This window comes from Algoriphagus sanaruensis (assembly GCF_001593605.1).
Taxonomy (GTDB): domain Bacteria; phylum Bacteroidota; class Bacteroidia; order Cytophagales; family Cyclobacteriaceae; genus Algoriphagus; species Algoriphagus sanaruensis.
Map to the genome: position 1 here is coordinate 1715533 of NZ_CP012836.1, position 26280 is coordinate 1741812.

Consider the following 26280-nt stretch of genomic DNA (forward strand, 5'->3'; position numbering starts at 1 on the left):
GGTAAATTTCTTCTAGGCTTGTGGCAATTGGTGGTAGTAATGAATCGCGTTTTTGATTTCTTCGCGAGTCACAGGGATATTAAAGGTGCAATTCCCAATGGATTCAAGCAGGGAAAAAAGCAGTGTCTGACCTTCATTTTTTTTGTCTTGGAGACAAAGGTCCAGGATAGGATCCAACTCGTGGAGAGAGAAGTTTACTTTGCCGTAAACTCTCAAGAGGAACTGGGAGAGTTCCTGAAAATCTTCGTAGGAAAGCCCGACTTTTTCAAAGGATAGAAAACCTTCAGCAATCATTCCTAGGGCAATGGCCTCACCATGTAGCAGGTGATTGCTTGTATCCAAAAAATAGGATTCAAAGGCGTGTCCAATGGTATGTCCAAAATTGAGGATTTTGCGTAGCCCATTTTCTTTTGGATCTGCATCTACTACAGCCTTTTTGATTCCCACCGAATGGCGGATCAGACTTTCCCAATCTTGGTTTTCCCAGTTTTGAGCTTGAAGTTTCTTGAAATAGGCTTTATCCCGAATCAATCCGTGTTTGATGATTTCTGCATAGCCGGATCGAAGTTCGGCTTGGGGTAAAGTCTTTAGGAATTCAGGGGCGATAACTACCGTTTCGGGTTCATTGAATACGCCGAGGTGGTTTTTCAGTCCTTTGAAGTCGATTCCAAGCTTTCCACCCACACTTGCATCCACTTGTGAAAGTAGGGTAGTGGGGCAATTGATAAATCGGACGCCTCTTTTGTAAAGGCTCGCACAAAAGCCTCCCATATCACCGATGACTCCGCCTCCCAGATTTAACATCAGCGCCTTTCGGTCCAAGGCCTCTTCCGTCATCCTATTCCAAATCAAAGAGCAGGTGTCCAGATTTTTATGAATTTCTCCAGCAGAAACAGAGATGAATACGGTTTCAGAAGGTAAAATTTCTTGAATAATCGGAAGGCAATGGTGCTGGGTGTTTTGATCAGTCAGTACGACTAATCTGGAAAAAGAAAGCTGGGAAACCAGGCTGGATAGAGTTTGCTTGATATCAGCTGAGAAAATGACGGGTTCCACGAGGCGGCCGGTTGGTTGAATAAACTAAAATTAGGAAAGCAATCCCGATTGGGATAGCCTTCCTAAGTTGAAGAGCAGATTTATTTTTTAATTGGTTCTGCCTCACGAAGTTGTTTTTCTTGGCGTTTCACCGATTCTTCGTGGATAGAATACAATAACTCTTTCATGAATTTTTCGCTCAGGTGTTTTTTCACTCCTTTTTGAGTGCGTGATTCCATCACTTCTTTCCAACGGTCTGACTGGAATACGGTCAAGTGGTGTTCTCTTTTATGAGCGCCGATCTGATCGATTACTGCAAATCTTTCTTGGAGAATATCCAATAGTTGATCGTCTAAATGATCCACTGCACGTCTTAAATCCTGAAGCTTCTCGTCTGGCTTCATGTTTTCCAACGGTTGTTTGAAGTCGATCGAATCGATCATTTCTTTCAGACGAGCTGGAGTAACTTGCTGCTTGGCATCAGACCAAGCTTTGTCAGGATCGTGGTGAGTTTCGATCATCAACCCATCCAATCCAAAGTTCATTGCGCTCTGAGCTACTTCTAGCAAACCGTCTCTTCGTCCCACGATGTGAGATGGATCGTTGATTACTTCCATTCCTGTCCACTCTCGCTTAAGGTGGATAGGCATTGACCAATTTGGTTTGTTTCTGAAGCGCTTATCGTAAGCATCTGAGAATCCACGGTGAATGGCAGCAAGCTTATCAATTCCAACTGCATACATTCTTTCAAGTGCTCCAATCCACAATTCAAGATCCGGATTCATTGGATTCTTGATCATTACCGGTACATCTACACCTCGAAGTGCTTCTGCAATTTCCTGAACTGCAAATGGATTGACGGTAGTTCTAGCACCGATCCATAGTACATCTACTTTATGTTTTAGCGCAAGCTCCACGTGAGCAGCATTTCCCACTTCTACAGTGATTGGGATATTCAGGTGGTGACGAACAATTTCCATCCACTTAAGACCTTCTTCACCTACTCCTTCAAATGATCCTGGTCTTGTTCTAGGTTTCCAAATCCCCGCTCTGAAGAGTTGAGGAACCATGTTTTCTTCTTTCATCTCTTTGCAGATCTGCTCGATTTGCTCGGGAGTTTCTGCGGAACAAGGACCTGCGATGATCAGCGGGGTGGTGAGTCCTAATCCCCAATCTTTAATCTGTTTGTGTGGCTTCATAGTACTGAGCGTTTAAATGAAAAAAGCCCGACTCTTTCGAATCGGGCTTTTGTGTTTTATTTTCTTTTAGTTTTTGGCTAGACAATACACAGCTCCGATTCGATTTTGCTTTCGAAAGTAAAAGTAAAAGAAAGTAAAATAGATTGCGGCTGTGATTAACATGCCGTAAATGTAGGAGGTGATTTTTTAAATCCAAAATTATTTTTCAGAGAAATTATTGAAGAGTTTTAATTGAAAAGGTGAAAAGTTTGCAAATATTTCAATTAGCACATTTTTCAGCAATGATTTTATAATCATCTATTGAATTGTAAGCTTAAATCAGAATTAAATTTTGATATAATACCTTAAAAAAATTTTTATATCGAGATTGAGATGGGGTGTAATTCTTTCTTGGGTGTCACTGGAAATAAAGACGTATGGGTAAATACATTAAACATCGGCCTTGATTCATTCTGTGCTTTAAAGAAATGTTGTTTGCCATTTCATTAAGCCTAAGGGTACTTGATCAAGATTTACTGATTTACGATTAGAGAGTTTGATTTTTGTGGAATATCCAATTTAGCGGTTTGATAGGATTGCTTATGGGTACTTCAGCTTTAAAAGGTCGAACTAATGAAAGGCTCATTTTCTTTTTGTATTCAAAAAAGGTAAAAATTGATTCTTTTCTAGGACCCTTTTTCTAGCAATTGGTCGGTGATGTAAAGGATATGAAAGCACTCTACAATAGGCTGAATTTTCAAGGAATTAAGCGTTCCATTTTCCCAACAAAAACCAAGCTGATGCGGTTTTTTTGATATCTTTGCGACCTTATTTGAGCGATATGCCCGTCAAACCCAATATTTCTTTTGAGAATCTGGAAGTGGCCTTTGCTTCCAAAACTGATGCGGAACTCAGGAAAATGTACCTGATTTTCGCGACGCTTAACAATAATTTGATTTCTGACCTTGGTATTGGGTTAGCCAACTTGGCCTTCAAACTCAAGTTGCCAGTGAAAGGAATCATGAAACGAACCATGTTTGGGCATTTCTGTGGTGGTGAGACCATCGGTGAGAGTATCACTGCTTGCCACAAACTAGCTCAATTTGGTGTTCAGTCTATCTTGGATCTTTCCGTAGAGGGAAAGGGGGATGAAGAATCCTTCGATAAAACCTGTGAGGAAATCTATCAAACCATGGTCGAATCTGCTAAAACAGATTACATGCCCTTTGGGGTGTTTAAAACCACGGGACTTGGAGATTACCATATCATGGAAAAAATCCAGGCTGGTCAGAAACTTACGAAGGAGGAAGAGGAAGCTTTCTCCAAATTAAATGGAAGAGTTGATAAGCTGTGTAAAGCTGCGCATGACTTGGGATTGAAAATCTTGGTAGATGCTGAAGAGTCTTGGTTTCAGAATGTGATCGACGATTTGGCCTATGAGGCCATGGAAAAGTATAACCGAGATCGCTGTGTCGTGTACAATACCTATCAAATGTATCGGCATGATTCGCTTGCTCGCTTGAAGAAAGCTCATCAAGCAGCCCAAGAAAAAGGCTATTTGTTAGGAGCCAAGCCTGTTCGGGGAGCTTATATGGAAAAGGAACGAGAAAGAGCCCAAGAACTGGGATATCTGGATCCCATTCAGCCAAACAAAGCAGCTACAGACAGGGATTATGATTCCGCTATTCAATATTGTGTCGAGCAAAAAGTACATCTGGTTTGCGCCACGCACAATGAAAAAAGTAGCCTTCAATTGACTGAGTTGATGAATCTTCATGGAGTTGATCCCAAATCCGATTGGGTATTTTTCTCTCAGTTGTATGGAATGAGTGACATCATTTCCTTCAACTTGGCGAAGGCTGGCTATCAAGTGGTCAAGTATGTGCCTTATGGACCAGTGGAAAAGGTAATGCCTTATTTGACGAGAAGGGCAGCCGAAAACACCTCTATTGCTGGACAAAGCAGCCGAGAATTTGAGCTGGTGAAGCGGGAAATGAGAAGACGGAAGACCGAAGACGGAAGACCGAAATCCTAACTTCTGTCTCCTGTCTTCGGTCTTCCAGCCTATTCAAATTTAGAATTTCAAATTTCAAATAAACATAAATGCAACTTCTTAGCGAACAGGAACTTGAACGCAGAAAAGACCGGGAAGAACTTTATGCCATGGGGATTAATCCTTATCCGGCAGAATCTTTTCCCATCAATGTCACTGCGGAGGATATTCATAGAAACTACGAAAACAGAAAGACGGATTATAAAGACATTTCCATTGCGGGTCGATTGATGAGCCGTCGTATTATGGGGTCTGCCTCATTTGGAGAAATTCAGGATTCTACCGGACGTCTTCAGTTTTATGTTCGTCGTGATGATATTTGTCCTGAAGAGGATAAAGCCTTATACAATACTGTTTTCAAAAAGCTTTTAGGAATCGGAGACTTCATCGGATTGAAGGGGTATATTTTTACCACACAAACTGGTGAGATTTCACTTCATGTCACTGAGTTAAAAGTGCTTTCCAAGGCGGTAAAGCCTCTTCCGATTGTGAAAAGAGATGAAGAGGGTAATGTATATGACGGTTTTACAGATCCCGAGCAGCGCTATCGTCAGCGATATGTGGATTTAACTGTTAATCCGGAGTTCAAGAAAACCTTTATCACCCGTTCGAGAATTATTTCCAACATGCGTCGCTATTTTGATGATCGCGGATGGTTGGAAGTGGAAACCCCAATTCTTCAAGCGGTACATGGAGGAGCGGCGGCTCGTCCGTTTATGACGCACCACAATACCCTGGATATGCCGCTTTATTTGCGGATCGCGAATGAATTATACCTGAAGCGATTAATTGTAGGTGGTTTTGATGGAGTGTATGAGTTTGGGAAAATGTTCCGAAATGAAGGAATGGACCGTACTCACAATCCAGAATTTACCTCCATGGAAATCTATGTAGCCTACAAGGATTACATTTGGATGATGGAAATGGTGGAGGAGTTGCTGGAAAAAGTAACCGAATCCATTCATGGCACTACTGTGGTGAAAGTAGGAGGAAAAGAGATTGACTTCGCTGGGCCGTACAGAAGACTGACGATGTTTGACTCCATCAAGGAATATGCGGGAGTCGACGTAAGCGAAATGGATGAGGATGGATTGCGGAAAGTTTGTGCTGACTTAGGTATCGAAGTGGATGCATCTATGGGTAAAGGCAAACTGATCGATGAGATTTTTGGAGCTAAAGTAGAAGCTAATCTGGTGCAGCCGACCTACATCACCGATTATCCAATCGAGATGACACCATTGGCGAAAAAGCATAGAAGTAAACCAGGTTTGGTGGAGCGATTTGAGTTGTTTGTCAATGGAAAAGAAATCGCTAATGCATACTCCGAGTTGAATGATCCGATTGATCAGCGAGAGCGATTTGAAGACCAGTTGAAATTAGCTGCAAGAGGAGACGATGAGGCCATGGCTATGGACGAGGATTTCCTTCGTGCACTCGAATACGGTATGCCTCCTACTTCAGGTCTTGGTATTGGAATTGACCGATTGACTATGCTGCTGACAGATAATTCTACGATTCAGGAAGTCTTGTTCTTCCCTCAAATGAGACCTGAGAAAAAAGCAGTGGAGCTCACCGAAGAGGAAAAAGTCATCATGGATTTACTGAGCAAAAATCACCCTGCTTCACTACCAGACCTTAAAGCCCAATCCGGCTTAAGCGGTAAAAAATGGGATGTTTCCATGAAGGGGCTTTCTCAAAAAGGCTTGGTTAAAGTAACCAAGGAAGGGGAGAGTTTGACAGTGGATTTGATTTAATAATCCAATTGGAATTGTATAAAAAAGCCAGACTGGAAAAGTCTGGCTTTTTGTTTTTAAAACGAACAAGAGAAGCGTTGTTAATTGGTCGAGCTAGAATCCTTTAACATTTTTTGAATCGATTCTAAACACATTCTGGTCACAGCTTTAAAGCTTAATTGATAAACCTCTTCCCCTCTTTGAGGTGTAGTGATTATCGCCCCTACGCAAATTTCTCTCGAAGCAACAGAAGAGCTAATAATTCTACCAGAACGTGGGTCCAAGAAATCAATTTGAATACGTGCAAAACCTTTATCTCTTAAACTCTTCCATGTTGAAGCGAACTCCTTAAAGCTTTCCAGAATAGTTACTTTGATCTTTAATTTTTCTCCATTTCCAGTTACATTCTCACTTATCGTGTTAGCTATTGCCCAGTGGTGATTGTCTGTAAATATTGGGGTGTGTTTTATTGATTGATTAGGATTCCAAAATAACGACGGAATTTTCAGTTCTCCATCAGAGATATTTTCCCTTAGATCAACAATCTCTGTTTCAAGTACATGATACTCTAAAAAAAGTGGTGTAGAATACTCTTGTTGTAAATTTGAGATAACGTTGGTTGTGGCACATGAGGTGAGAAAAAGTAGAAATGTAACACCCACTAATGGGATTAATCGATTTTTGATTTTGTTAGGATGGAGCATTTAATTGGGGATATCGGTAAATATATCAAGATAATTAATTTCTACTTTTGGACTTTAGACGCCGTCTTTCCCACTTTTAAAAACTGTCTGCCTCAACCAGCTCAGCAGAATTACTGAGACTGATCAGTGCTTACTTTTTCTCCCTTTCTGCAAATCCAAATACTTTCTGAAGAAGCGGGCTAGTACGAGCCCCGACCTGTTGTCGGATTTTATGTTCTTCCTTGGCGATTTCGACAAACAGACCTTGGATCGCTTTTTCTGTTACGTATGCTGTCAAATTGGTGTTGACAGGTTTTACAAGTGGAATCTGGTTGTATCGGCTCATCACATCTCCCCAATATTTGGTAGCATTGACTTTTTTCAGGCTTTGATCGATCACAGGAGTGAATTTTTCACTGAGCGACTGCGTGGTGGTTCGTTGGAAATAGGTTGTCGCGGCATTGTTTTCTCCCAAAAGGATTTGTTGGACATCCTGGAAGCTCATATGTTTGATCGCATCGGTGAAAATAGGTTTTGCCTCTTTCGCTGCATCTTCTGCTGCTCGATTTAAGCTGGTAATGACTTGGTCACAAAGATTTCCAAGTCCTAGTTTCCGCAGACTTTGCTCTACCTTTTTGGCTTCCTCTGGAAAAAGAATCTTGACATCTAAATTCCCCAAGTACCCGTTTTCCAATGAAAGTCGATCCGCACTGATTCCGGTTCCTTTTTCCAATGCCTCTTTGAGCCCAAAGGTAATTTCGGATGTGGTAGGATTCCCGGTGACTTGTCCTGCTTTTTCAAGAATTTGAGTCAATTGAGCGTTTGACTGGCATCCTGAAAATGAGAAAATGATCAACGAAAGGAGGGTAATTCGAATGAGTTGTGGAGTAAATTTCATGGGGAAATGGGAAAGGTTTTTAATTTATACCAGAAAAGAGAGCGATGAGTTTTTAATTCTTCCAAATTAGAATTTGAAGACGATGATCGTATGAGGATTCAAAATGAGTGTGTTTAAAAAAGTTTCTAATTATTGAAAAATATTTAATTGGAGATATGATTAATTTATAATTTTAAATAAAATAGATTGAAATTTTGAAAATATAGAAATATGAACCTTAGAATAAATTCTGAATTTGGGACCTTGAGAGCTGTGTTGATGCATCGCCCTGGAAAGGAGATTGATCGACTTACTCCCTACAATAAGGAATTTTTACTTTTTGAAGATGTCCCTTATCTCGAAGCGCTGCAAAAGGAGCATGATACCTTTTCTAATTTGATCAAGGAAACGACCGGCGCTACGGTGTATCAACTTCGGGAATTGCTGATTCGAGTACTATATGATCAGCAAATTTTAGTGCAATTGATGCGGGAATCTTTGAAACGTGCTGGCTTGTCTCATTTAGCCGGGGATATTTTGGAGCGCTATTCAACGGCAGAATGTGCCACCATTTTGACGGCCGGTCTTAAGATTCATGAGCTGAAAAAGAAGCTTCCCAGTATGAATGCTGGAGAATTGATGGATTCAGCATTTGCTATTGCTCCTTGTCCAAATTTGTATTTTCAACGGGATCCGATGGCTTTGACTCCAGGAGGCATCATTTTTTCTTCGATGAAAATGGAAGGAAGACAGCGGGAGGCAAATTTGTTGCGAACCATCTTTGAAAATCATCCCGAATTCAAAGATCATGTGAATACTCTTTATCCGATCAATGGTCATGATACCCCGCCGAGTATTGAAGGAGGGGATGTGATCATTCTTTCAAATGAAGCTGTGGCAATTGGTAATTCGGAGCGTACGGATGAAAAAGCTATTTACCACGCGGCTAAGGCGCTTTTAGGAGAGGGTACAGTAAAGCGTGTTTATGAAGTTCACCTGCCCAAAAAACGCCAATTTATGCACCTCGATACGGTGTTTACCGTGCTGGATGAAAATCTGGTTTTGGCCTATCCTGACGCTATGAATGCTGTTTTGCAGACCTCTTTGTATACCTTAAAGGATGCTCAAGGAGATCGGGTCAATATCAAACGAGAAGTGCTTAAAGAGTCTTTATTGACTGTTTTGGAACGAGAAATTCCGCATTTGGAAGTGCTTTCTACCGGAAATGGAAATCAAGAATATGCCATGCGAGAGCAATGGTTTGACGGCGCGAATGTTTTTGCTGTTGGGCCTCGTCGGGTGATTTCCTACAATCGAAATATCCACACCAACCGTGCTTTAAGGAATATGGGTGTGGAGGTTTTGGAGATTCCTTCCTCAGAATTGAGTCGGGGATTGGGTGGGCCGAGATGTATGACCATGCCTCTTAGCAGAGCAAGGGTTTAGTTGTCAAAGAAGGATCTTCTTCGAGAAACCTTGAGGTCTTGTAGAATGGTTGATTTAACTCGGATATCAATATTGTAGGAAGTAAATCTTCCAAATGGCATCCAGTTGACATTCATCTGCCAGCAGTGGAGATCCCGTGCAATCCCGATCATGGTTTGGGTGATTTGCTTGGCTTGAAGATCTAGTCCAGTATTGAAATTAATCTTCCATTTTTCCGAAATGGACAAATCTCCATTCAGATTGACAGTTTGGGTAATATTGGTTCGATTGGTGACTTGTTTCGAATAGGAGAGGTTGTAACCAATGGTCAAATTCCAAGGAATATTCCAATCAATATATTGGCTTGGGTCATTGACTATTCGATTGATTTCTTGCTCGGCAAATTCATTCATCACACCGCCTCGCTGAATAAAATCCTGGGTGATTTCATCCCTCACTTCTCCGGGAGTTTGTCCTTCCCGAGGATTTAGTGAAGCATTGATATTGAGCGAAGCATTTCGGATGGCTCCAATTCCTTGACCATTTCTCCAAGCAAAATCATTGATTCGAGTAAAGGTAGCTGAGGTTCCTTCTCCACTCTGAATGACCGCGTACGGATCTATAGTCGAAGTCAAGTTGACAGACAGCTTGCGTTCAAAAAAGCTGGTTCGAGCAGACAGTGAGAAGGGAGAAAGTTGGAAAGAATCCGCGGCAAAATTGTAAGCCGTATTTAAGTTGAATGATTCTAGAATTGGGATTTTTTTGGTGGCATCCTCAGAGGTGCTATCGTTGGTATTTTTGATTTTAGCCTCGATTACATTTCGCATGCTAAACGCCAAAGCTCTCGATTCTCCCAAGGGTGCTCCGCCAAAAATAAATCCTTGGTGTCTGGAATAAAGGCGAGTCCTTCCAGTTTCGTCAATTTGTACCTGCTGATAATAGCCAAAAGATGGATCAGAGAAATTTGGGTTGTAGTTGAAACTGAAGGTCGGGGCGATATGGTGCCGGATGGTCTGAAGTTTTCCGTTTCCTTTGAAATTATAGAAGCCATAGAAGTTGGTGTTCATGGCGAAGGAACTCGTGAAAAAGCTCACTCGGTTAAATCCATTTTCTACAATTTGATCCACTCGCTGCTCGGATGGATTGTAATAAAAATTCAACCGCTGAAGGTACCAAAGCTCATTGTAGTTGATGGAGGCGGTACCGGTAAAGTAATTAAATAGCGTGAAATTCGAGCTCAAAGGGATTTGATTTCGAGCTCCGTTGTTGGCATTTCTGAGCAATAAGCCAAGATTATCCAAATTGAATGGAATAGGTTCCCTGCTGCCAGCCTCCGGGTTATTGACATCTAAGGTTTGGCTAGGTCGATTCGTTACCGAGTTTTGAAGATTAAAGTTCCAAGCCATATTTAGGGTTTTCAAGGGCTCAAACTTCACATTACGGAAAGGATTTTGACGGTTCATATTCACCGAAATCGTCGGTAAGTCTAATCGTACTTCGCCTGTTTGCACACTTTGGGAATGCCTGAAGTTAGCCGCCATTGAAAAAGGAGTGCCTGAAAAAGTCTTGGAATAAGAAATGTTCGAGTTGAGGTCCGCCGTAGTATTGTTGACAAAATTGGTCAGATTGACCACATTGTTGAAATAGCTCGTGGACCCTGCGTTGACCGAGGCAGAAAATGAAGAGGTTCCTCTCGATACCGGTCTGTGGTTCCATTGCACACGGAAGGTGTTGTAATCGATGGGAGTCTCGGCCGTTTCCGGACTGGTGAATTTTTGAAAATCCACATTGAAGCCACCGCTAAATCTATAGCGCTTATTGTAAATGGTCTGGGTTTTAGCACCCCACCCGCCTTTGGAGTAGATGTCCCCGGTGATTCGGGTGTGGATGTAATCATTGATAGCGAAATAGTACCCGAAATCTCTCAGGAAAAGTCCTCGCTGCTGCTCCTTTCCATATTTAGGGAAGATAATCCCGGAGGCTTTTTCTTCCGGAGTATCAGGAATGATCCCAAAGGGAAGTCCAAGTGGGGTAGGAATTCCATTAAAATACAAGTTAAATGGCCCAGAAACCACCTGTTTACCTTGGATGGATTTGATTTTGGAGGAAGAAATGTGCCAATGGGGAGTGGTTAGCTTACAGGTGGAATAATAGCCATGATCCAGATAAATACTTCCATCTTCGGTTTTTTTGATGGTTTCCCCACGCAAAATTCCATCCTGTTGTTCGGTTACCACATCTTTAATAATGGCCTTTTGAGTTTTGAAGTTGTACTTCATTTCCTTTCGGATCTCATAAGTAGAGCCCCCATCCTTGAAAAATGGATTTCCGCTCAATTTTCCCGTGGAATCGGGAATTCCAGTCGCATAAAGTTCGGATTTTTCCCAGTCGATGATGATTAAATCGGCATCTAGCCTCATTTGTCCATATTCAAACCAAGCCTTATTGTAGAGGTAAACCTTGTTTTCTCGGAAATCGGTGATAATACTATCCTCGGCAAAATAGAGAATGTCTGATTTGATATCGCTGCTGGGCATCATTTTTGCCGAATCCAGCTGAGTCAAGGTGTCTAAAGAAGAATTGAGGGTGTCCAAATCCAAAATCGCTCGACTTGGTGGAGTCAAGGTGTCAGGAGCAACCAACCTTCGCTCTCTACGCGAAGGTGGCGTTTCTTGGGATAGGGCCATTTCAGGAGTAATCCATCCGATTAAAAGAATAAAAAAAAGGATTCTAAACCCCGTCACTTCTGCTTTTCCTTTGATTAATTTGCCTGAAATTTTGCGTAAAGTTAATTCGATTGCCCTCATGGAAAGATTCAAGAACAAAAAAATTCTCTTAAGTTTTGTTATCGCGATCCCTTTTTTGTTTGGAGGATTTATTCCCAATGAAACGATGATGCCAGCATTTCGGATGAAAAAGATTGTCTTGGATGCAGGTCATGGTGGAAAAGATCCCGGAAACATAGGAGCCAGGTCTAAAGAAAAAGACATAAACCTTGCAGTAACTTTATTGGTAGGGAAATACATCAAAGAAAATTTACCTGATGTTGAGGTGATTTACACGCGTGATGATGACAGTTTTCCGACAGTTCATGAAAGACCAAAAATTGCCAATATTAACAAAGCGGACCTGTTTGTTTCCATTCACTCCAATTCAGCTTCAAGCAAATCGGCTGCTGGTACAGAAACATGGGTCATGGGAACCAAGCACTTTGAGGCTAACTTCGATATTATCAAGAAAGAAAACTCAGTGATCTTTTTGGAAGACAATTACGAAGAACAATACGAGGGATTTGATCCCACTTCACCTGAGTCGTACATGATATTTAACCTTACTCAAAAAGCTTACATTGGAAATAGCATCTCTTTGGCAGATCATATCGAAACGCAGTTTAGAGACAAAGTAGGTCGAAAAAGCCGTGGGGTGAAGCAAGGACCTTTTTATGTGCTTTGGACCCCTTCGATGCCAAGCGTATTGGTCGAGTTGGGCTTTTTGTCAAACTATGAAGAAGAAAAATTTCTGATGACCAAGGAAGGTCAAGAATACATGGCTTCGGCGATCTTCCGCTCCATCCGTGATTATAAAAATGAGATTGAGATGAATTAATTTTTGCTGGATATCAATTCATTTAAGCCCTTTTCTGTTTGGAGAAGGGCTTTTCTGTATCTTGAATTCCAAACTTCTTTAGGCAGGATGTAGTTTGAATCCATATAAACCCAACATAACTTCTTCTTTTTTCCATGGAAAATTCCCCATCCACTTTAGATAATCTCCTCAGCTTACTTCGTGAAAAAACCGCCCAAGTCAAGCTTGGAGGTGGACAGAAGCGCATTGACGCTGAGCATGAAAAGGGCAAACTCACGGCAAGAGAGCGCATCGACTATTTGATCGACACAGGGTCTGAGTTTTTAGAAATCGGAGCATTTGCGGCGGATGGCATGTATGAGGAGGAGGGAGGCTGTCCCTCAGCCGGAGTGGTGACTGGTCTTGGGTATGTAAGTGGAAGGATGTGCGTCATCGTGGCTAACGATGCCACCGTGAAAGCAGGGGCTTGGTTTCCTATGACTGCCAAAAAGAACCTCCGCGCCCAGGAAGTAGCCATGGATAATCGCCTTCCGATCATTTACCTGGTTGACAGTGCGGGAGTTTACCTTCCGATGCAAAATGAGATTTTCCCAGATAAAGAGCATTTCGGTCGTCAATTTCGCAACAATGCGAAAATGTCTGCGATGGGAATCGTGCAGGTGGCAGCCATTATGGGCAGTTGCGTGGCAGGGGGAGCTTATTTGCCCATCATGTCAGACGAAGCGCTGATCGTGGACAAGACAGGTTCAATTTTTTTGGCCGGATCATATTTGGTCAAAGCAGCCATTGGTGAGGTGATTGATAACGAAACCCTCGGAGGTGCCACAACTCATTGTGAAATTTCTGGTGTTACCGATAATAAATATGCCAATGATCAAGAGTGCTTGGAGGCAATTCGCAAGATATTTTCAACCCTTGGAGAACAGCCAAAAGCTGGATTTGATCGGATTGCTCCTCGATTACCTGAAGAAAGTCCTGATAGTTTGTTGGAAAAATTCCCCATTGATCGAGTGAAGCCCTATGATATGGTGGAGGTGATTCGGGGACTTGTGGATGCTGGAGAATTAGATGAGTATAAGCAAGATTATGGAAAAACGCTGATCTGCGGGACAGCTCGAATTGACGGTTGGGTGGTAGGAATCATTGCCAATCAGCGCAAAATCGTGAAAAATGGCAAAGGCGAGATGCAGATGGGAGGGGTGATTTATTCGGATTCTGCGGATAAGGCCGCCCGATTTATCATGAATTGTAACCAGCGAAAAATCCCCTTGGTATTTCTTCAAGATGTCAGCGGATTTATGGTCGGAAGTAAAGCCGAACAAGGCGGAATAATCAAAGATGGAGCTAAAATGGTGAATGCCATGGCAAACTCAGTCGTTCCTAAATTCACTGTGATTTTGGGGAATTCTTATGGCGCGGGGAATTATGCCATGTGCGGCAAGGCTTATGATCCTCGTTTGATTTTATCCTGGCCCACCGCCCAAATGGCCGTGATGTCTGGCGCATCTGCGGCTAAAACTCTTCTTCAAATTAAAGTCGCATCCTTAAAGAAGGCAGGTAAAGTAATTTCGGAGGAGGAGGAAAGGCAACTTTTGGAAGAAATAACTCAGAAATACCAAGAGGAATTGAGTCCCTACTACGCAGCTGCCCGACTCTGGGTGGACGGAGTGGTTGATCCTCGAGAAACCAGAAAGTGGATTAGTATGGGTATTGAGGCCGCTAATCACGCACCAATTACCACCTCGTTTAATGTCGGCGTGATACAAACTTGAAATTTTTGAATAACTTATCCCTAGGTGAATGAATCTAGTATGAGCGAATTGTCTCCTTCCCAATTAGATGCTTTAGTTTCCCTTTTGGAAGATCCAGATAGGGAGGTGAAAAATCATGTTAAGGACAAAATCCTTTCCCTAGGACCAGAAATCATTCCTTTTTTGGAACAGAAGTGGGAAAATAGCTTTGATCCCACACTCCAAAAAGAATTAGAAGAGATGGTTCATGAACTCCAATTTGATTTGCTGAAGATCAGATTTACAGATTGGAAGAATTCAGAAGACAAAGATTTGTTAACCGGGCTTTGGTTAATCAATACTTACCAATACCCTGATTTGGAATTTCAAAAGCTAAACGCTGAAATGCACCAGATTTATTTTGAGGTTTGGACGGCCTTTAAAAATGACCTTTCGCCATACGATCAGGTCAAAATCATCAACCATGTGCTATTTAATCAGTTGAGATTTTCAGCCAATACCAAAAACTTCCATTCTCCTAGCAATAGCATGTTGTCCGCTGTATTGGATTCCAAAAAAGGAAATCCGATTTCACTTTGCGCGATTTATTTATTGGTTGCCCAAAAACTCGGTTTACCGATTTATGGGGTCAATTTGCCCAACTTGTTTATTCTGATCTATAAATCGGAGGATATTACTTTTTATATCAATGCCTTCAATAAGGGATTGATTTTCTTGAAAAAGGATGTCAGCAATTACTTGGAGCATCTGCAAATCCAACCTCAAGAGGTGTTTTTTGAACCTTGTGCCCATATGGATATTGTTCTTCGCAGCCTTCGAAATCTCGCGCATTCCTTTGAGAAATTGGGAGAACTTGGCAAAATGGAAGAGGTAAAGCAACTGTTGGATTTATTGGAATCTTAAAACTGCCGAATGTTGCAACCGACGGCTCTAACTTGAGCAGGGAGAGGACTTTCCCCTTTTAGTTGTTGATTCAAGGCTCTTTCTAAAAATCGTTCCGTCACTGCTGATTCCGCCTGCGGGTTATTATCAATAGCCCCTTTGAACATCATTTTGGCAGTTTCATTTTCCCATTTTAGAACTACCGTTTCTGGGATTTTAGTGATTTGAAACTGCTTGATCCATGTTTGGCCTTGATCAATCAGAAAGCTAGTTCTCATTCCGCTATCATCGATATAGGACCTTAGTTCGGTTTGTTCAACATCGCTCACTCCAGATTCGGGATGAACTAACAAGAATTTGAATCCCAAGGCTTGGTATTTTTCTCGGAGGGAAAGAATTCTAGAAGCATACATTTTGGCAAAGGGACAATCAGGATTAAAAAAGATGATCACCGTGCCCTTGTCACTTTTAAAATCAAGAAGGCTCATTTCTTTGGATGTGACCGCATCGATGGCTTTCAAGCTCTCCAAGGATTGTGCTTTTCCCAAAAATTGAAAAGATAAAATCAATAGGAAGGAGATAGCAAATGTTTTCATTTCGGGTTACCAAACGGTATAGGTTAAAACTGTGTTTTGAAGTTGTTGGGCCTTGATGGTATAATGATGGTCCGAAAATTCTGTTCCATGAATTCTTCCTTTTATAAGTTGATCCGAGGTGCTAAATGGCTCAAGAAGAATATTTTCTCTGAATGAAACCCCTTTTTTTCCTTGGCATTTAAAGATCGATTCTTTGGCAGACCAAGCCATGGTATAATGCAGTGGATCTTTCTCGAGAAAGTCGAGTTCTGCCTTAGCTAAAAATCGAGGGCCTATGCTAAGAATTTTCTCCCGGATCACATCCATATCAATTCCTACCGGGGTGTTTTGATGGAAAATCGCAGCTGCAAAACCTTGGGTATGAGTCAGGGAAACATATCCAGCACCAGCCATCGATTGGGATTTCCCATGTTCATCTTTGAAAAATCCCGGATAGGGGATTTGCAGGGATTGAAGTGCCTCGTAAATGGCCAATCTTGCTGATGCCCATTCCTTTTTCTTTTCTGGATGAGAAATATTGGCGTAGGAAAGTTTTTCTCGAAAACTCAGAAAAGGCAATGATTCCGGAGCCGCCTCCTCGATAATCTTTATCGCAAAGGCAGAGTGAGAATCAATTTTTTCTATTTTTGTTTGCATAGGCCAAAAGGGCGCCGCGGAGTGATCGTCCAATATATGTCAAAAATTCAAGTAAATAAATTACATACACTCACCGGTCATAATGACTGCATTTATGCCTTGACCGAAGGAAGTGATCCTCGATTTTTTTATACAGGAGCTGGGGATGGAATGGTGGTTGAATGGGATTTGGATAAGCCCAAGGATGGGAAATTAATCGCAAAGCTTCCCCATTCAGTCTATGCACTGGAAGTGGATCGAAGCCGCAATATCCTGGTGATCGGCCATAATTTCGAAGGAATCCATATCATCGACCTCAATGAAAATAAAGAGTTGTGGAGTTTGAAATTGACCGACCAAGCCATTTTTGATATCAAAGTCTATGGAAATGAGATTTTTGTAGGAACGGGCGATGGCGTTTTAGTGATCGTGGACATTCCTTCGCAATCTGTTAAAAAACATATCAAGCTAAGTTCAAAAAGTATTCGTGTGATGGCAGTGGCTTCTCATAAGAAGCAACTAGCCTTGGGTCTCAGTGACCATACCATCAAGATTTTGGATTTAGCAAATGTATTTCATCCGATTGCCAATCTGACTGGTCACAATAATTCTGTCTTTGCCCTGGGTTATTCTCCGAACGAGGAGTGGTTGGTTTCTGGCGCAAGAGACGCCCAACTCAAATTTTGGAATACCTCCAATTATTCCCTTTCTGAAAATATTGTGGCTCACATGTATGCCATTAATTATTTATCTTACCATGAAGACGGTAAATATTTGGTGACCTGTTCCATGGATAAATCCATTAAAATTTGGGATTTGGAGGAGCGAAAGTTGCTGAAAGTGATCGATAAAGCCAGAAATGCAGGACATGGTACCTCAGTAAACAAGGTGATCTGGAGTAGTTATTCTGGTCAAGTGATTTCGGTTTCAGATGACCGAACCATTTCCATTTGGCAAATAGAGGCCGTTGATTAAATTAACCATAATTCGCGATGAGCTGGACAAGTATTGAAGGACAGCTTTTGTAGATTTTAAAACTTTGATTCATGAAAATATCCCCTACTGCCATCAGACAAAAGGCTTTTGAGACTGCCTTCCGAGGTTTTGAGAAACGAGAAGTTTCTGCATTTTTAGAAGAAATGGCTCAAGCCATGGAGCAGATTAACCAGGAAAATCTGGAGTTAAGATCAAAGCTTCAGCAAGTGGAGGGAGAAGCAAAGCGTCTAAAAGATGTAGAGGATTCATTGTTTCGAACACTAAAAACAGCCGAAGACACAGGTGCAAGTATCATTTCTGAAGCCACAGAAGCTGCAGATCAAATCATTGCTGAGTCGAATCAAATAGCGGAGCAAACTACAAGGCAGGCAGATAGCTATGCAATCCAAGTGAAAAGGCAAGCCGAGGAGCAAGCCCGAATCATTACCAGTGCGGCAGAAGCCAAAGCCAAAGAAACCATCAAAGAAATCCGGGAAAGTATGCAAAGCTTGGTGAGAAGTTACGATGGGCTTCTGGAGCAGCGCGAGGCCTTAGTGAAAAGTCTGAAACGGCTTTCTCAAGATGCCTTAAATCAAATTGAACTTTCTGATGCGCATTTTTTCCGTATTGATGCCAAAGCTTACCAACGCGCAATGGATGAATTAAGCCGATCTAGTCACTTTACCGTAGCCAATATTTCTGCACTTTCTGCGGATCCAGCACAGATTCCTCATGTCGAGGATGAACCTGAGGATCAGTTTGAGGATGATATGAGTGATGCTCATTTGGATGATGAGACCCAGGAAACAATTGAAGCCTTGCAGCATGAATTGGAGGAAGAGGGAGAGCTACCGGTAGAGGAGGAACTATTGGAAGAATCGGTAGAAGAAGAACCCGTTTCTGAAGTAGAGGGTGAGCAAGAACCAGAAGAAATAAAGCATGTCCAGAATCCAGTTGCTGAAACTGCCGCTCCCGAAGTAGTAGAAAAACCCAAAGATCCCGAACCGAAAAACAGTGGAGGATCCTTTTTTGATGATATCGACTAATGGGTAAAGTAGCGCTTCAAGGCATCGAATTTCACGCGTATCATGGGGCCTATCCCGAGGAAAATGTCCTAGGAAATAGGTTTACTTTAGACTTGGAATTGGAAACTGATTTCAAGGAAGCCATGCTTCACGATCAACTCAAGGATACGGTGGATTATGCCAAACTTTACCAGTTGATAAAGACTCGGATGGATGTGAAAGTCAAGCTTTTGGAGCATTTAGGTCACCATATAGTCTCAGATATTATCCAAGCTTATCCAAAAGTAACTGCTGTAAAACTTACGCTCAAAAAGCATCATCCGGCACTTGGAGGAATAGTCCAATTTTCTTCCGTGACGGTCAGTTATCCAGAGGATTTTTCTTAATCATCCATGTATTCTAGAGCAGAAACAACCAAAATCCGAACAGAATTTTGGATTGCATTTGGGCAATACATGAAGCCCGTTCCCAATGCTCAAGGTCGAAAGATTAACTGGCCAAATTATAAAACGGGAATCAAGGATATCTACTTTCGAATGCGTGCTGAACGAGGGTTTGCCTCTATTGGCATCGAACTAGGTCATGCAGATCCAGAATTGCAAGAGTTGTTTTTTGATCAGTTTAAGGAGTTGAAAAACTTGCTCAAGGCAAGTTTGGGTGAGGAATGGGAGTGGAGGCTCCATGCCTTAAATGAGTTTGGGCAGCCCATTTCCAAGATTGAAAAAATATACCCTGGACTCAATGTGATGGAAAAAGAAGATTGGCCAAAAATCATTTCTTTTCTAAAACCCAGAATCATTGCTTTAGATGAATTTTGGGACAATGTGAAGCCAGGTTTCGAGGATTTTTAATAAAAAGAGGATGGATTCAAGTAGAATCCATCCTCTTTTAAGTAGTGGTTAATCCTTGATCTTAATTTATTTGTGCAATCAATTGATCTAATGCCGTTTTAATTTCCTTGGTATTTAAACAGCATTAGCCGTTAAAACACCGGTACCGGTTCCCATCCAAAGTACTTCATTTGTTTTTGCATCTTGAATTAAAAAAATCACTTTTCCATATTGTCCAGCTTCTTTTTTAATTGGAGAATGAACAGAATTGTCTGTAGTACCAACAGAAGAGGAAAAACCAAGTTTCTCTACTTCAAAATTCACAGAAGAAATTGCAGTCTGAATGAGGAGATCAGGATTTTCAGTTTGAGAAACAAAGCCGTTTTCAATCAATTTTTTTTCAAACATTCGATTCAATTGAACAATGTCTTTTGATGCATGTCCTTGTTCAATGACTTTAAAATTCTTTTTATTGGCTAGTTCGGAAGATTTACTTACCTGATCATAAACCAATTGATCTCCGGAGTTTTTGCCTCTATTGGCTGTGACCGGATCGGAGACTTTACAGGACGCAAGTACAAAACCTGCCAGCAAGAATAGAACAAAAATATTTTTCATGGTTATTGGGTTTAGTTTAGAAATTGGTGGGGTTGACGATAAAACAGTTTCTAAGGTTCAAATGAATCTAAGGGTCAGATTATTAAAGTGATTTTTTTGTATAAGTAAACGTCTCAATTTGAGTTTCCCCTTGGTTTGAAATATTGACTTGGAAAATTAGTAGATCTCCCTTGCGCTCGATGGTCATGCCGTTGAGAAAGGCTTTTTGGTCACCCATTTCGATCAATTGAAAGGTATTCCATTCATTTTTTTCTTCCCATCCTTTGAGGTCCTTTCCAAAATGTTTGAGCTTCATGGAAATACTTTCACCTTCACTTACCAAGTTCATGAATTCAGAAAATACCAATTTCCCATTTTCCCAAAACCGAAAGGTTCCGATCATTTGTCCGTCAATTGCAGGCATCCAAACCTCCTCGCAGTCGCCGCCCAATCCAGTTCCGACCCAGTAACCTACCAGCCAATCAAATTCTTCAATGGTTCCTTTTCCGGGATTTTGATCGGGAGAGAGTTGTCTTACCTGAGCGAAGGATAAATGACTAATTGTCACAAAAATCAATAAACAGTACAGCGCCTTCATGAAATTGAGATTTAAAGTCAAGAAGGTACAAAAAATCATTGATCGTGTCGCCTGGGAATATCAGGGTTGATAAAGGTAAAACCTCTGGCTTCATCCCCTTCAAAAAAATCAATTTGCATTCCCATAAGAAACATGAAGTGTTTTTTCTCAATTAGAACGGGAATGCCAGAAATCTCAAACTGCTGGTCTTCAGCCTTTGGCTTATCAAACCCAAGTGCATAAGACATGCCACCACATCCTCCTCCTTTCATCCCTACCCGAAGAAAGTAATCCGCTGGGATATTTTTGTGAGCCATGATGTGTTTGATTTCGGCTTCAGCTTTGGAGGTGATTTGGATTGGAATTAGCATGAATGAAAAATCTGATTTAAGGTAATTTGGTTCAGAAATTTTGTCAAAAATACCCATTCGGCCGGTTTTTTGACAAGTTGGAATTCCAGATATTAGACTGGAATTTGAACTTATGGAATACGTTGTAGATTTATTAAAGCTTCTTCTGCCTGCGGGTGCGGTATTATACGGGATGTATTTGGTGGTACTTTCTTTCTTGTCAAAGGAACGAGAAAAACTGCTCATTGACCTGAAAAGTCAAAATACCCAACTCACACTTCCCCTTCGGATTCAAGCTGCAGAGCGACTATGTCTCCTTTTGGAGCGGATTACGCCAAACAGTCTCGTTAGACGTAATAATCCAGGTGAATATTCGGCGGCAGAATTTCATCAAGTTTTGGTAAATGAGGTAAGGGAGGAGTTTAACCACAATCTCAGCCAGCAAGTTTATTTTTCGGATGAAGCATGGGAAGCCGTTCGTCGGGCAGTTGAAGATACGGTGACTACTATCAATATGGCTCGACAAGGGGTGGATAGTGAATCCTCTGGCGTGGAGCTCGCAAAATCTATCTTCACCCAGTCGTTGGAACGGAAAAATGATGCGATTGCATTTGCATTAAAACAAATCAAATCTGAGGTATCCCATTACTTTTAAAACGCATGGAAGACTTTGAAGCACAAGACCCCACTTTGATCCAGCGTGCCAAACTTCTCTTTGGTAGGCAGGTTGCAGTAATTGTTCGTCAGGAACAAAAATTGGTGGAATTGGTGCAGCAGGTTGGAGCCAAACTCAGTAAAATCGGCAACCACCCCAAGGTCAAAAAATTGATCCTTCCTATCCAGATATTTATCCGAATGATCAAAGCGCATTTTAAAGGGGAGCATAAAATCTCTTTCGGAACACTTGGACTGATTGTACTTGCCTTAGTTTATTTTTTGTCACCCGTAGATTTTATTCCTGATTTTCTCGGTTTTTTTGGATTTGCGGATGATGTTTCCGTCGTATTGGCGGTGTTTGCCAAGGTTAAAGATGAAGTTGAGGACTTTTTAGCTTGGGAGCGAACCCACTCTGAGGGATGAATGTTAATTCCCCAAACTCGACCAAATGGAATCATTAAGTCATCCTGTTACATTTTCGATCCTAGAAAAAGGATACGCCTATCCTGATTTCGTCAAATTTACCGAACAGCTTGTTGCTGAAAATCGCACCACAGGAGCAAATCAAAGCGAAGCATACTTGGACTATACTCGTATGTGTTTGCAACGCATGAATAGGTGGAATAAGACTGCTCAAGTCTCCGCTAAAATGAGGCATCTTATCGAGCGAATCCAAGAACCCCAGCATTGGTTAATTATTACTGAGGCCTGGTGCGGAGATGGAGCCCAATCCATTCCGTATATTGCCAAGCTTGTGGAATTGAATCCGGCCCTTTCCCTAAAAATCATTATTCGGGATGAGTATCCTGAAATCATGGATGCTTACCTAACCAATGGCGCTCGATCCATTCCAAAACTGGTGGCATTTTCTAAGGATTTGAAAGTGGAGCTATTCACTTGGGGACCAAAGCCAAACTATTTGATGGAGCGGTACCGAGACTATAAGTATGATTCCAAAGGAGTATCCTATGCTGAGTTTTTACAAGAAATTCATCTTTGGTATGCCAAAAACAAAAACCATGATTTAGAACAAGAATTGATTCCTTTACTAGAATCCAGTCTTTTATGATCAAAATAGCCCTCATTTCAGGCACTTCAGGATTAGTAGGTATGCAGTTGCTGCACCAATTACTGAAGTCCAACCAATACGATTTCATACTCAGTATAGGAAGACGCAAGCTTGCGTTGAAGCATGATAGATTGATTCAATTAGAAGGGGATTTATTTAAACTGGCCTCCTGGGACTGGGAAAATAAAGTCTCTGCTGAATCACTTTCTGGACAATATGCACCAGTGCTAGATTCAATCAAAAGTAAAACTGCTGAAATACACGCATTTTCGAGCTTAGGAACCACTATCAAAGTGGCTGGTTCCAAGGAAAAATTTTACGCAATCGACCATGATTTGGTGATTGGATTTGCCGCTTGGGCTAAGCGATTGGGGGCATCCAAATTTCTCTATGTTTCTGCTATGGGGGCTGATTCCAATTCTTCCATTTTTTACAATAAAGTCAAAGGGGAAACCGAAGAAGATCTTAAAGCTTTTCAGTTTGAATATTTAGGTCTTTTTCGGCCATCTCTGCTCCTAGGAAATAGGCATGAGTTTAGGTTTGGGGAATTGGTTGCATCAGCACTCATGAAGCCGCTCAACTGGTTTAAGATTGCGAAAAATATTAGGCCCATTCATGACTATCAAGTGGCGAAAGCCATGGCTATCACAGCCCTTTCAGACTCCTCAAAATCCGTAGAGGTGATTTCATCAGGTCAAATGCAAGATTTAAGTAAATGATAGCAGTTATTCAACGAGTGAGCGAATCCTCGGTAAAAATCGAAGGAAAAATCAAGGCCGAAATAGGGCTTGGACTGATGATACTTTTAGGGATTGAGGAGGCAGATGGTCCAGAGGATATGGATTGGCTCTCTAAGAAAATTATCAATCTCAGGATTTTTCCAGATGAAAATGGCATCATGAATCGAAGCCTGCTGGATGTACAGGGAGATATTTTATTAATCTCTCAATTTACCCTGCATGCTAGTACCAAAAAGGGAAATAGGCCTTCGTATATCAAAGCAGCCAAACCTGATATCGCTGTCCCGATCTATAAGCAAATGATTCAAACCCTTGAAACAGATTTGGGTAAGTCCATCGGTACGGGAGAGTTTGGTGCGGATATGAAAGTAAGTCTGGTCAATGATGGTCCTGTGACCATCGTGATTGATACCAAAAATAGAGTTTAGGGCTAGGTGGAATTTTAGGGTTCAGATTGGACAGGATAGTTGTTGAAAACCAACTTCCTACTTTCTGGAAATTGATCTGCCATGTCGCCTTTATTCTTATTCTACATCTATTTGTTTTTTCACTCCCTGATTTCAAATTCTGAATCAGAACCCATCCTTGAAAAACCAAATCTGATCATTATTCTCGCAGATCAATGGCGTGCGCAGGAGATGGGGTATGCAGGTCAAAGCCAAATAAAAACCCCAAATTTGGATTCATTTGCTGGTCAAAGTGTAATTTTTGAAAATGCCATCGCTACATTGCCTGTTTGTGCACCGTGGAGGGCAAGCTTTTTAACCGGACAATATCCCTTGACTCATGGGATTTTTTACAATGATAAACCATTGCCAAATGACGCTTTGACTTTAGCAGAGATTTTTAAAGAAGAGGGATATCAAACTGGATATATTGGAAAATGGCATCTTAATGGGCATCAGCGTGGCGAGGATCCATTTTCAGGTCGAGATAAACCAGTACCGGTCGACAGAAGACAGGGGTTTGATTATTGGAAGGTTAGGGAGGTAAGCCATAATTATAACAACAGCTTTTATTTTGATGAAACAAATGAGAAGCATACCTGGCAAGGATACGATGTGTTTCCCCAGACCGATAGTGCAATCAGTTATATTTCAAGGAATAAGGCGAATCCATTTGTCTTGATGCTTTCCTACGGACCACCTCATGATCCCTATTTTTCAGCTCCGGAGGTTTTTCAAAAGCTATATGATCCTGACCAATTAACATTAAGGCCCAATGTTCCCGAAGAATTTCAAGACAGTGCTAGAAGGGTATTAGCAGGGTATTATGCTCATGCGACGGCTATAGATCATGCATTTGGCAAATTGATCCGTTCATTGGATAGTCTAGGAATTTCTGACCAGACCCTTGTCTTATTTACTTCAGAACATGGGGATATGCTGATGTCAAAGGGCGTTCTGAAAAAGCAAAGACCATGGGATGAATCCATCAAAGTCCCAATGCTTATTAGGTATCCTGCAAAATTGGGGAAGGCTTCAAGAAGAATTCAGAATCCGATTGGTACCCCTGATTTATTGCCAACACTCTTGGGACTTTCAGGGATAAAAATCCCAGATTCCATAGAGGGAACAGACTTTTCAAAAGACTTAGTATCCAAAAATGAACTGAGCTCAGAAGCAGCATTAATTATGCTCCCTGTTCCTTTTCATGAATGGCAATTTTCCAATGGAGGTCGAGAATACCGGGGAATCCGCACTTCTCGTTATACCTATGTGCGGGATTTGAAAGGTCCTTGGTTGTTGTATGATAATCAGGTAGACCCTTATCAATTTCACAATTTGACAGGAGATCTTGCTTATAAAGATTTGCAGGAGGAACTCGAAACGCTGCTTCAAAAAAAACTAGCGGAAAGAAAGGATGACTTTCTTCCCGCTGATAGGTATATGACGAGGTGGAATTATCTGTATGATCGAAAAGATAGTATTCGATCCCCCGATTATTTAGAGCAAAATCGTTAAAAATGCTTCCAACCTTGTGCTTTCAATTGCACGGCAGTTCCGCTTTTGGTGACCAAATATTTGCCTTCTTCTGGTTTTGTCATGTGGCCGATAAAGTGGATATCAGGATGCTTTTCCAGCTTTGCGAAGTCCTTTTGATCAATCGTAAAGATTAATTCGTAATCCTCACCACCATTGAGCACACAGGTGATAGGATCCATGTTTAGTTCTACTGCTGTATCGTAAGTTTGCTTGTCGATCGGTAGTTTGTCCTCATAGATTGTAGCCCCAACATTGGACGCTTTGCACAGGTGGAAAATCTCAGAGGCTAATCCGTCTGAAATATCCATCATCGATGTAGGAACAACACCTAGTTCCCGAAGCTCGTGAATGATGTCCATTCGAGCATCAGGACGAAGTTGACGCCCAGTTACAACGGTGTATTTTTCTAGTTCGGGCTTCATATCTGGATTGGAGAGGTAGACTTGCTTCTCCCGCTCCAGTATTTGCAGACCGACCAATGCTCCTCCCAAATCACCTGTTACGCAAAGAATATCATTGACTTTGGCTCCAGAACGGTAGCTAATTTCCTCCTTTTTGGCTTCGCCGATGGCGGTGATTGAGATGACAAGCCCACTTCGGGATGCAGTGGTGTCGCCTCCTACCAAATCGACTCCGTAATGTTCACAAGCAGCATGGATTCCAGAATACAGGGCATCTACCGCTTCCACAGAGAATCGATTCGAAAGTGCAATGCTGACGGTAATCTGCTTAGGAATGGCATTCATAGCCGCGATGTCAGAGACGTTGACAGCCACCGCTTTGAAACCCACATGAGGAAGTGGAGCATAGGCCAAATCAAAATGAACCCCTTCCAAAAGCAAGTCTGTGGAAACTACCTTCACATGGTCTCCGGCATCGATAATAGCGGCATCATCTCCGATGCCCTTGAGGGTAGAAGAGTTTTTGAGCTGCACTCTTGTATTGATATGGTCAATCAGGCCAAATTCACCCAATTCACTGATTTCTGTTCGTTTATTTGACATTTAGATTAATGATTTACTCTACCTTTTATTTCCCGCAGATTTGCACAGAAAAAGACAC

At 41.6% G+C, this 26280-nt stretch carries 27 protein-coding genes; 16 read left to right on the forward strand and 11 right to left on the reverse strand.

The features are described 5' to 3' along the window. Positions 1-12: 12 nt before the first annotated feature. Complete coding sequence (gene aroB / locus AO498_RS07620) at positions 13-1056, reverse strand: 3-dehydroquinate synthase (RefSeq protein WP_067545518.1); 1044 nt, start codon at positions 1054-1056, stop codon at positions 13-15. An 80-nt stretch (positions 1057-1136) separates the two neighbouring features. Beyond that, positions 1137-2234: a chorismate mutase gene (locus tag AO498_RS07625; protein ID WP_067545521.1), complete on the reverse strand. Its 1098-nt coding sequence runs from the start codon at positions 2232-2234 to the stop codon at positions 1137-1139. A gap of 820 nt (positions 2235-3054) precedes the next feature. On the opposite strand from AO498_RS07625, the gene AO498_RS07630 reads away from it, so the two are divergent. Both AO498_RS07630 and lysS read left to right on the forward strand, forming a co-directional pair. Beyond that, a complete protein-coding gene (locus tag AO498_RS07630) occupies positions 3055-4248 on the forward strand; it encodes a proline dehydrogenase family protein (RefSeq protein WP_067545524.1) in 1194 nt (397 codons plus the stop codon). A 68-nt stretch (positions 4249-4316) separates the two neighbouring features. After that, positions 4317-6020 carry a lysine--tRNA ligase gene (gene lysS, locus AO498_RS07635; protein ID WP_067545527.1) on the forward strand — a complete coding sequence of 568 codons (1704 nt, stop codon included), beginning with the start codon at positions 4317-4319 and terminating at the stop codon, positions 6018-6020. Positions 6021-6100: 80 nt separating this feature from the next. On the opposite strand, the gene AO498_RS07640 is transcribed toward lysS, so the two are convergent. Then, a complete protein-coding gene (locus AO498_RS07640; protein WP_067545530.1) occupies positions 6101-6703 on the reverse strand; it encodes a hypothetical protein in 603 nt (200 codons plus the stop codon). Between the two features lie 130 nt (positions 6704-6833). Beyond that, on the reverse strand, positions 6834-7580 hold the full coding sequence (locus AO498_RS07645; protein ID WP_067545533.1) for a DUF4197 domain-containing protein: 747 nt from the start codon (positions 7578-7580) through the stop codon (positions 6834-6836). A 210-nt stretch (positions 7581-7790) separates the two neighbouring features. Here AO498_RS07645 and AO498_RS07650 point away from each other — a divergent pair, with 210 nt between their 5' ends. Continuing rightward, the gene (locus AO498_RS07650) at positions 7791-9005 is read left to right on the forward strand and encodes an arginine deiminase (protein WP_067545536.1); all 1215 of its coding nucleotides are present in this window, start codon (positions 7791-7793) and stop codon (positions 9003-9005) included. Here AO498_RS07650 and AO498_RS07655 read toward each other — a convergent pair. Further along, positions 9002-11671, reverse strand: coding sequence for a putative LPS assembly protein LptD (locus tag AO498_RS07655; protein WP_236778661.1), 2670 nt, complete (start codon positions 11669-11671; stop codon positions 9002-9004). The genes AO498_RS07650 and AO498_RS07655 overlap by 4 nt on opposite strands. Before the next feature lie 118 nt (positions 11672-11789). On the opposite strand from AO498_RS07655, the gene AO498_RS07660 reads away from it, so the two are divergent. The 3 genes from AO498_RS07660 to AO498_RS07670 all read left to right on the forward strand — a co-directional run bounded on the left by AO498_RS07660 (position 11790) and on the right by AO498_RS07670 (position 15223). Further along, a complete protein-coding gene (locus AO498_RS07660) occupies positions 11790-12590 on the forward strand; it encodes an N-acetylmuramoyl-L-alanine amidase family protein (protein ID WP_067545539.1) in 801 nt (266 codons plus the stop codon). 134 nt (positions 12591-12724) lie between these two features. Further along, a complete protein-coding gene (locus AO498_RS07665; protein WP_067545542.1) occupies positions 12725-14341 on the forward strand; it encodes an acyl-CoA carboxylase subunit beta in 1617 nt (538 codons plus the stop codon). Positions 14342-14380: 39 nt separating this feature from the next. Then, entirely contained in the window at positions 14381-15223 is an 843-nt protein-coding gene (locus AO498_RS07670) for a transglutaminase family protein (RefSeq protein WP_067545545.1), read from the forward strand. On the opposite strand, the gene AO498_RS07675 is transcribed toward AO498_RS07670, so the two are convergent. Both AO498_RS07675 and AO498_RS07680 read right to left on the reverse strand, forming a co-directional pair. Next, positions 15220-15798 carry a redoxin domain-containing protein gene (locus tag AO498_RS07675; RefSeq protein ID WP_067545548.1) on the reverse strand — a complete coding sequence of 193 codons (579 nt, stop codon included), beginning with the start codon at positions 15796-15798 and terminating at the stop codon, positions 15220-15222. The two genes, AO498_RS07670 and AO498_RS07675, sit on opposite strands and share 4 nt — an antisense overlap. Positions 15799-15804: 6 nt before the next feature. Beyond that, positions 15805-16434 carry a 4'-phosphopantetheinyl transferase family protein gene (locus AO498_RS07680; RefSeq protein ID WP_067545552.1) on the reverse strand — a complete coding sequence of 210 codons (630 nt, stop codon included), beginning with the start codon at positions 16432-16434 and terminating at the stop codon, positions 15805-15807. 36 nt (positions 16435-16470) lie between these two features. On the opposite strand from AO498_RS07680, the gene AO498_RS07685 reads away from it, so the two are divergent. The 4 genes from AO498_RS07685 to AO498_RS07700 all read left to right on the forward strand — a co-directional run bounded on the left by AO498_RS07685 (position 16471) and on the right by AO498_RS07700 (position 19264). After that, entirely contained in the window at positions 16471-17388 is a 918-nt protein-coding gene (locus AO498_RS07685; RefSeq protein WP_067550339.1) for a WD40 repeat domain-containing protein, read from the forward strand. Positions 17389-17459: 71 nt separating this feature from the next. After that, a complete protein-coding gene (locus AO498_RS07690) occupies positions 17460-18434 on the forward strand; it encodes a DivIVA domain-containing protein (protein ID WP_067545555.1) in 975 nt (324 codons plus the stop codon). Next, positions 18434-18799, forward strand: coding sequence for a dihydroneopterin aldolase (gene folB, locus AO498_RS07695; RefSeq protein ID WP_067545558.1), 366 nt, complete (start codon positions 18434-18436; stop codon positions 18797-18799). Before AO498_RS07690 ends, folB begins: the two co-directional genes overlap by 1 nt. Positions 18800-18805: 6 nt before the next feature. After that, complete coding sequence (locus tag AO498_RS07700) at positions 18806-19264, forward strand: DUF4268 domain-containing protein (RefSeq protein WP_067545561.1); 459 nt, start codon at positions 18806-18808, stop codon at positions 19262-19264. Between the two features lie 114 nt (positions 19265-19378). Here the strand turns inward: AO498_RS07700 and AO498_RS07705 are convergent, their stop codons facing one another. The 3 genes from AO498_RS07705 to AO498_RS07715 all read right to left on the reverse strand — a co-directional run bounded on the left by AO498_RS07705 (position 19379) and on the right by AO498_RS07715 (position 20788). Next, positions 19379-19861 (reverse strand): DUF4136 domain-containing protein, encoded by a 483-nt coding sequence (locus AO498_RS07705; RefSeq protein WP_067545564.1) that lies wholly within the window; start codon positions 19859-19861, stop codon positions 19379-19381. An 82-nt stretch (positions 19862-19943) separates the two neighbouring features. Beyond that, positions 19944-20438 carry a DUF6265 family protein gene (locus tag AO498_RS07710; protein ID WP_067550341.1) on the reverse strand — a complete coding sequence of 165 codons (495 nt, stop codon included), beginning with the start codon at positions 20436-20438 and terminating at the stop codon, positions 19944-19946. Positions 20439-20473: 35 nt separating this feature from the next. Further along, entirely contained in the window at positions 20474-20788 is a 315-nt protein-coding gene (locus AO498_RS07715; RefSeq protein ID WP_102135911.1) for a HesB/IscA family protein, read from the reverse strand. 112 nt (positions 20789-20900) lie between these two features. On the opposite strand from AO498_RS07715, the gene AO498_RS07720 reads away from it, so the two are divergent. The 6 genes from AO498_RS07720 (at position 20901) to AO498_RS07745 (ending at position 25197) form a co-directional block, all read left to right on the forward strand. Continuing rightward, positions 20901-21422 (forward strand): DUF7935 family protein, encoded by a 522-nt coding sequence (locus AO498_RS07720; protein WP_067545570.1) that lies wholly within the window; start codon positions 20901-20903, stop codon positions 21420-21422. 5 nt (positions 21423-21427) lie between these two features. Beyond that, positions 21428-21847: a YkvA family protein gene (locus AO498_RS07725; RefSeq protein WP_067545573.1), complete on the forward strand. Its 420-nt coding sequence runs from the start codon at positions 21428-21430 to the stop codon at positions 21845-21847. Positions 21848-21872: 25 nt separating this feature from the next. Beyond that, positions 21873-22493, forward strand: a complete 621-nt coding sequence (locus AO498_RS07730; protein ID WP_067545576.1) for a thioredoxin family protein — start codon at positions 21873-21875, stop codon at positions 22491-22493. Continuing rightward, the gene (locus AO498_RS07735) at positions 22490-23212 is read left to right on the forward strand and encodes a Rossmann-fold NAD(P)-binding domain-containing protein (RefSeq protein ID WP_067545579.1); all 723 of its coding nucleotides are present in this window, start codon (positions 22490-22492) and stop codon (positions 23210-23212) included. Before AO498_RS07730 ends, AO498_RS07735 begins: the two co-directional genes overlap by 4 nt. Then, positions 23209-23661, forward strand: coding sequence for a D-aminoacyl-tRNA deacylase (dtd, locus tag AO498_RS07740; RefSeq protein WP_067545582.1), 453 nt, complete (start codon positions 23209-23211; stop codon positions 23659-23661). Before AO498_RS07735 ends, dtd begins: the two co-directional genes overlap by 4 nt. Positions 23662-23742: 81 nt before the next feature. Next, positions 23743-25197 carry a sulfatase family protein gene (locus tag AO498_RS07745; RefSeq protein WP_082792200.1) on the forward strand — a complete coding sequence of 485 codons (1455 nt, stop codon included), beginning with the start codon at positions 23743-23745 and terminating at the stop codon, positions 25195-25197. On the opposite strand, the gene thiL is transcribed toward AO498_RS07745, so the two are convergent. Further along, positions 25194-26222 carry a thiamine-phosphate kinase gene (gene thiL / locus AO498_RS07750; RefSeq protein ID WP_067545586.1) on the reverse strand — a complete coding sequence of 343 codons (1029 nt, stop codon included), beginning with the start codon at positions 26220-26222 and terminating at the stop codon, positions 25194-25196. The two genes, AO498_RS07745 and thiL, sit on opposite strands and share 4 nt — an antisense overlap. Positions 26223-26280 lie beyond the last annotated feature (58 nt).

Excerpts from the sequence above, each read along its gene's own strand:
- AO498_RS07625 (WP_067545521.1), bottom strand. The coding sequence starts at position 2,234 with ATGAAGCCACACAAACAGATTAAAGATTGGGGATTAGGACTCACCACC.
- AO498_RS07630 (WP_067545524.1), top strand. The coding sequence starts at position 3,055 with ATGCCCGTCAAACCCAATATTTCTTTTGAGAATCTGGAAGTGGCCTTT.
- lysS (WP_067545527.1), top strand. The coding sequence starts at position 4,317 with ATGCAACTTCTTAGCGAACAGGAACTTGAACGCAGAAAAGACCGGGAA.
- AO498_RS07640 (WP_067545530.1), bottom strand. The coding sequence starts at position 6,703 with ATGCTCCATCCTAACAAAATCAAAAATCGATTAATCCCATTAGTGGGT.
- AO498_RS07645 (WP_067545533.1), bottom strand. The coding sequence starts at position 7,580 with ATGAAATTTACTCCACAACTCATTCGAATTACCCTCCTTTCGTTGATC.
- AO498_RS07650 (WP_067545536.1), top strand. The coding sequence starts at position 7,791 with ATGAACCTTAGAATAAATTCTGAATTTGGGACCTTGAGAGCTGTGTTG.
- AO498_RS07655 (WP_236778661.1), bottom strand. The coding sequence starts at position 11,671 with ATGGCCCTATCCCAAGAAACGCCACCTTCGCGTAGAGAGCGAAGGTTG.
- AO498_RS07660 (WP_067545539.1), top strand. The coding sequence starts at position 11,790 with ATGGAAAGATTCAAGAACAAAAAAATTCTCTTAAGTTTTGTTATCGCG.
- AO498_RS07665 (WP_067545542.1), top strand. The coding sequence starts at position 12,725 with ATGGAAAATTCCCCATCCACTTTAGATAATCTCCTCAGCTTACTTCGT.
- AO498_RS07670 (WP_067545545.1), top strand. The coding sequence starts at position 14,381 with ATGAGCGAATTGTCTCCTTCCCAATTAGATGCTTTAGTTTCCCTTTTG.
- AO498_RS07675 (WP_067545548.1), bottom strand. The coding sequence starts at position 15,798 with ATGAAAACATTTGCTATCTCCTTCCTATTGATTTTATCTTTTCAATTT.
- AO498_RS07680 (WP_067545552.1), bottom strand. The coding sequence starts at position 16,434 with ATGCAAACAAAAATAGAAAAAATTGATTCTCACTCTGCCTTTGCGATA.
- AO498_RS07685 (WP_067550339.1), top strand. The coding sequence starts at position 16,471 with ATGTCAAAAATTCAAGTAAATAAATTACATACACTCACCGGTCATAAT.
- AO498_RS07690 (WP_067545555.1), top strand. The coding sequence starts at position 17,460 with ATGAAAATATCCCCTACTGCCATCAGACAAAAGGCTTTTGAGACTGCC.
- folB (WP_067545558.1), top strand. The coding sequence starts at position 18,434 with ATGGGTAAAGTAGCGCTTCAAGGCATCGAATTTCACGCGTATCATGGG.
- AO498_RS07700 (WP_067545561.1), top strand. The coding sequence starts at position 18,806 with ATGTATTCTAGAGCAGAAACAACCAAAATCCGAACAGAATTTTGGATT.
- AO498_RS07705 (WP_067545564.1), bottom strand. The coding sequence starts at position 19,861 with ATGAAAAATATTTTTGTTCTATTCTTGCTGGCAGGTTTTGTACTTGCG.
- AO498_RS07710 (WP_067550341.1), bottom strand. The coding sequence starts at position 20,438 with ATGAAGGCGCTGTACTGTTTATTGATTTTTGTGACAATTAGTCATTTA.
- AO498_RS07715 (WP_102135911.1), bottom strand. The coding sequence starts at position 20,788 with ATGCTAATTCCAATCCAAATCACCTCCAAAGCTGAAGCCGAAATCAAA.
- AO498_RS07720 (WP_067545570.1), top strand. The coding sequence starts at position 20,901 with ATGGAATACGTTGTAGATTTATTAAAGCTTCTTCTGCCTGCGGGTGCG.
- AO498_RS07725 (WP_067545573.1), top strand. The coding sequence starts at position 21,428 with ATGGAAGACTTTGAAGCACAAGACCCCACTTTGATCCAGCGTGCCAAA.
- AO498_RS07730 (WP_067545576.1), top strand. The coding sequence starts at position 21,873 with ATGGAATCATTAAGTCATCCTGTTACATTTTCGATCCTAGAAAAAGGA.
- AO498_RS07735 (WP_067545579.1), top strand. The coding sequence starts at position 22,490 with ATGATCAAAATAGCCCTCATTTCAGGCACTTCAGGATTAGTAGGTATG.
- dtd (WP_067545582.1), top strand. The coding sequence starts at position 23,209 with ATGATAGCAGTTATTCAACGAGTGAGCGAATCCTCGGTAAAAATCGAA.
- AO498_RS07745 (WP_082792200.1), top strand. The coding sequence starts at position 23,743 with ATGTCGCCTTTATTCTTATTCTACATCTATTTGTTTTTTCACTCCCTG.
- thiL (WP_067545586.1), bottom strand. The coding sequence starts at position 26,222 with ATGTCAAATAAACGAACAGAAATCAGTGAATTGGGTGAATTTGGCCTG.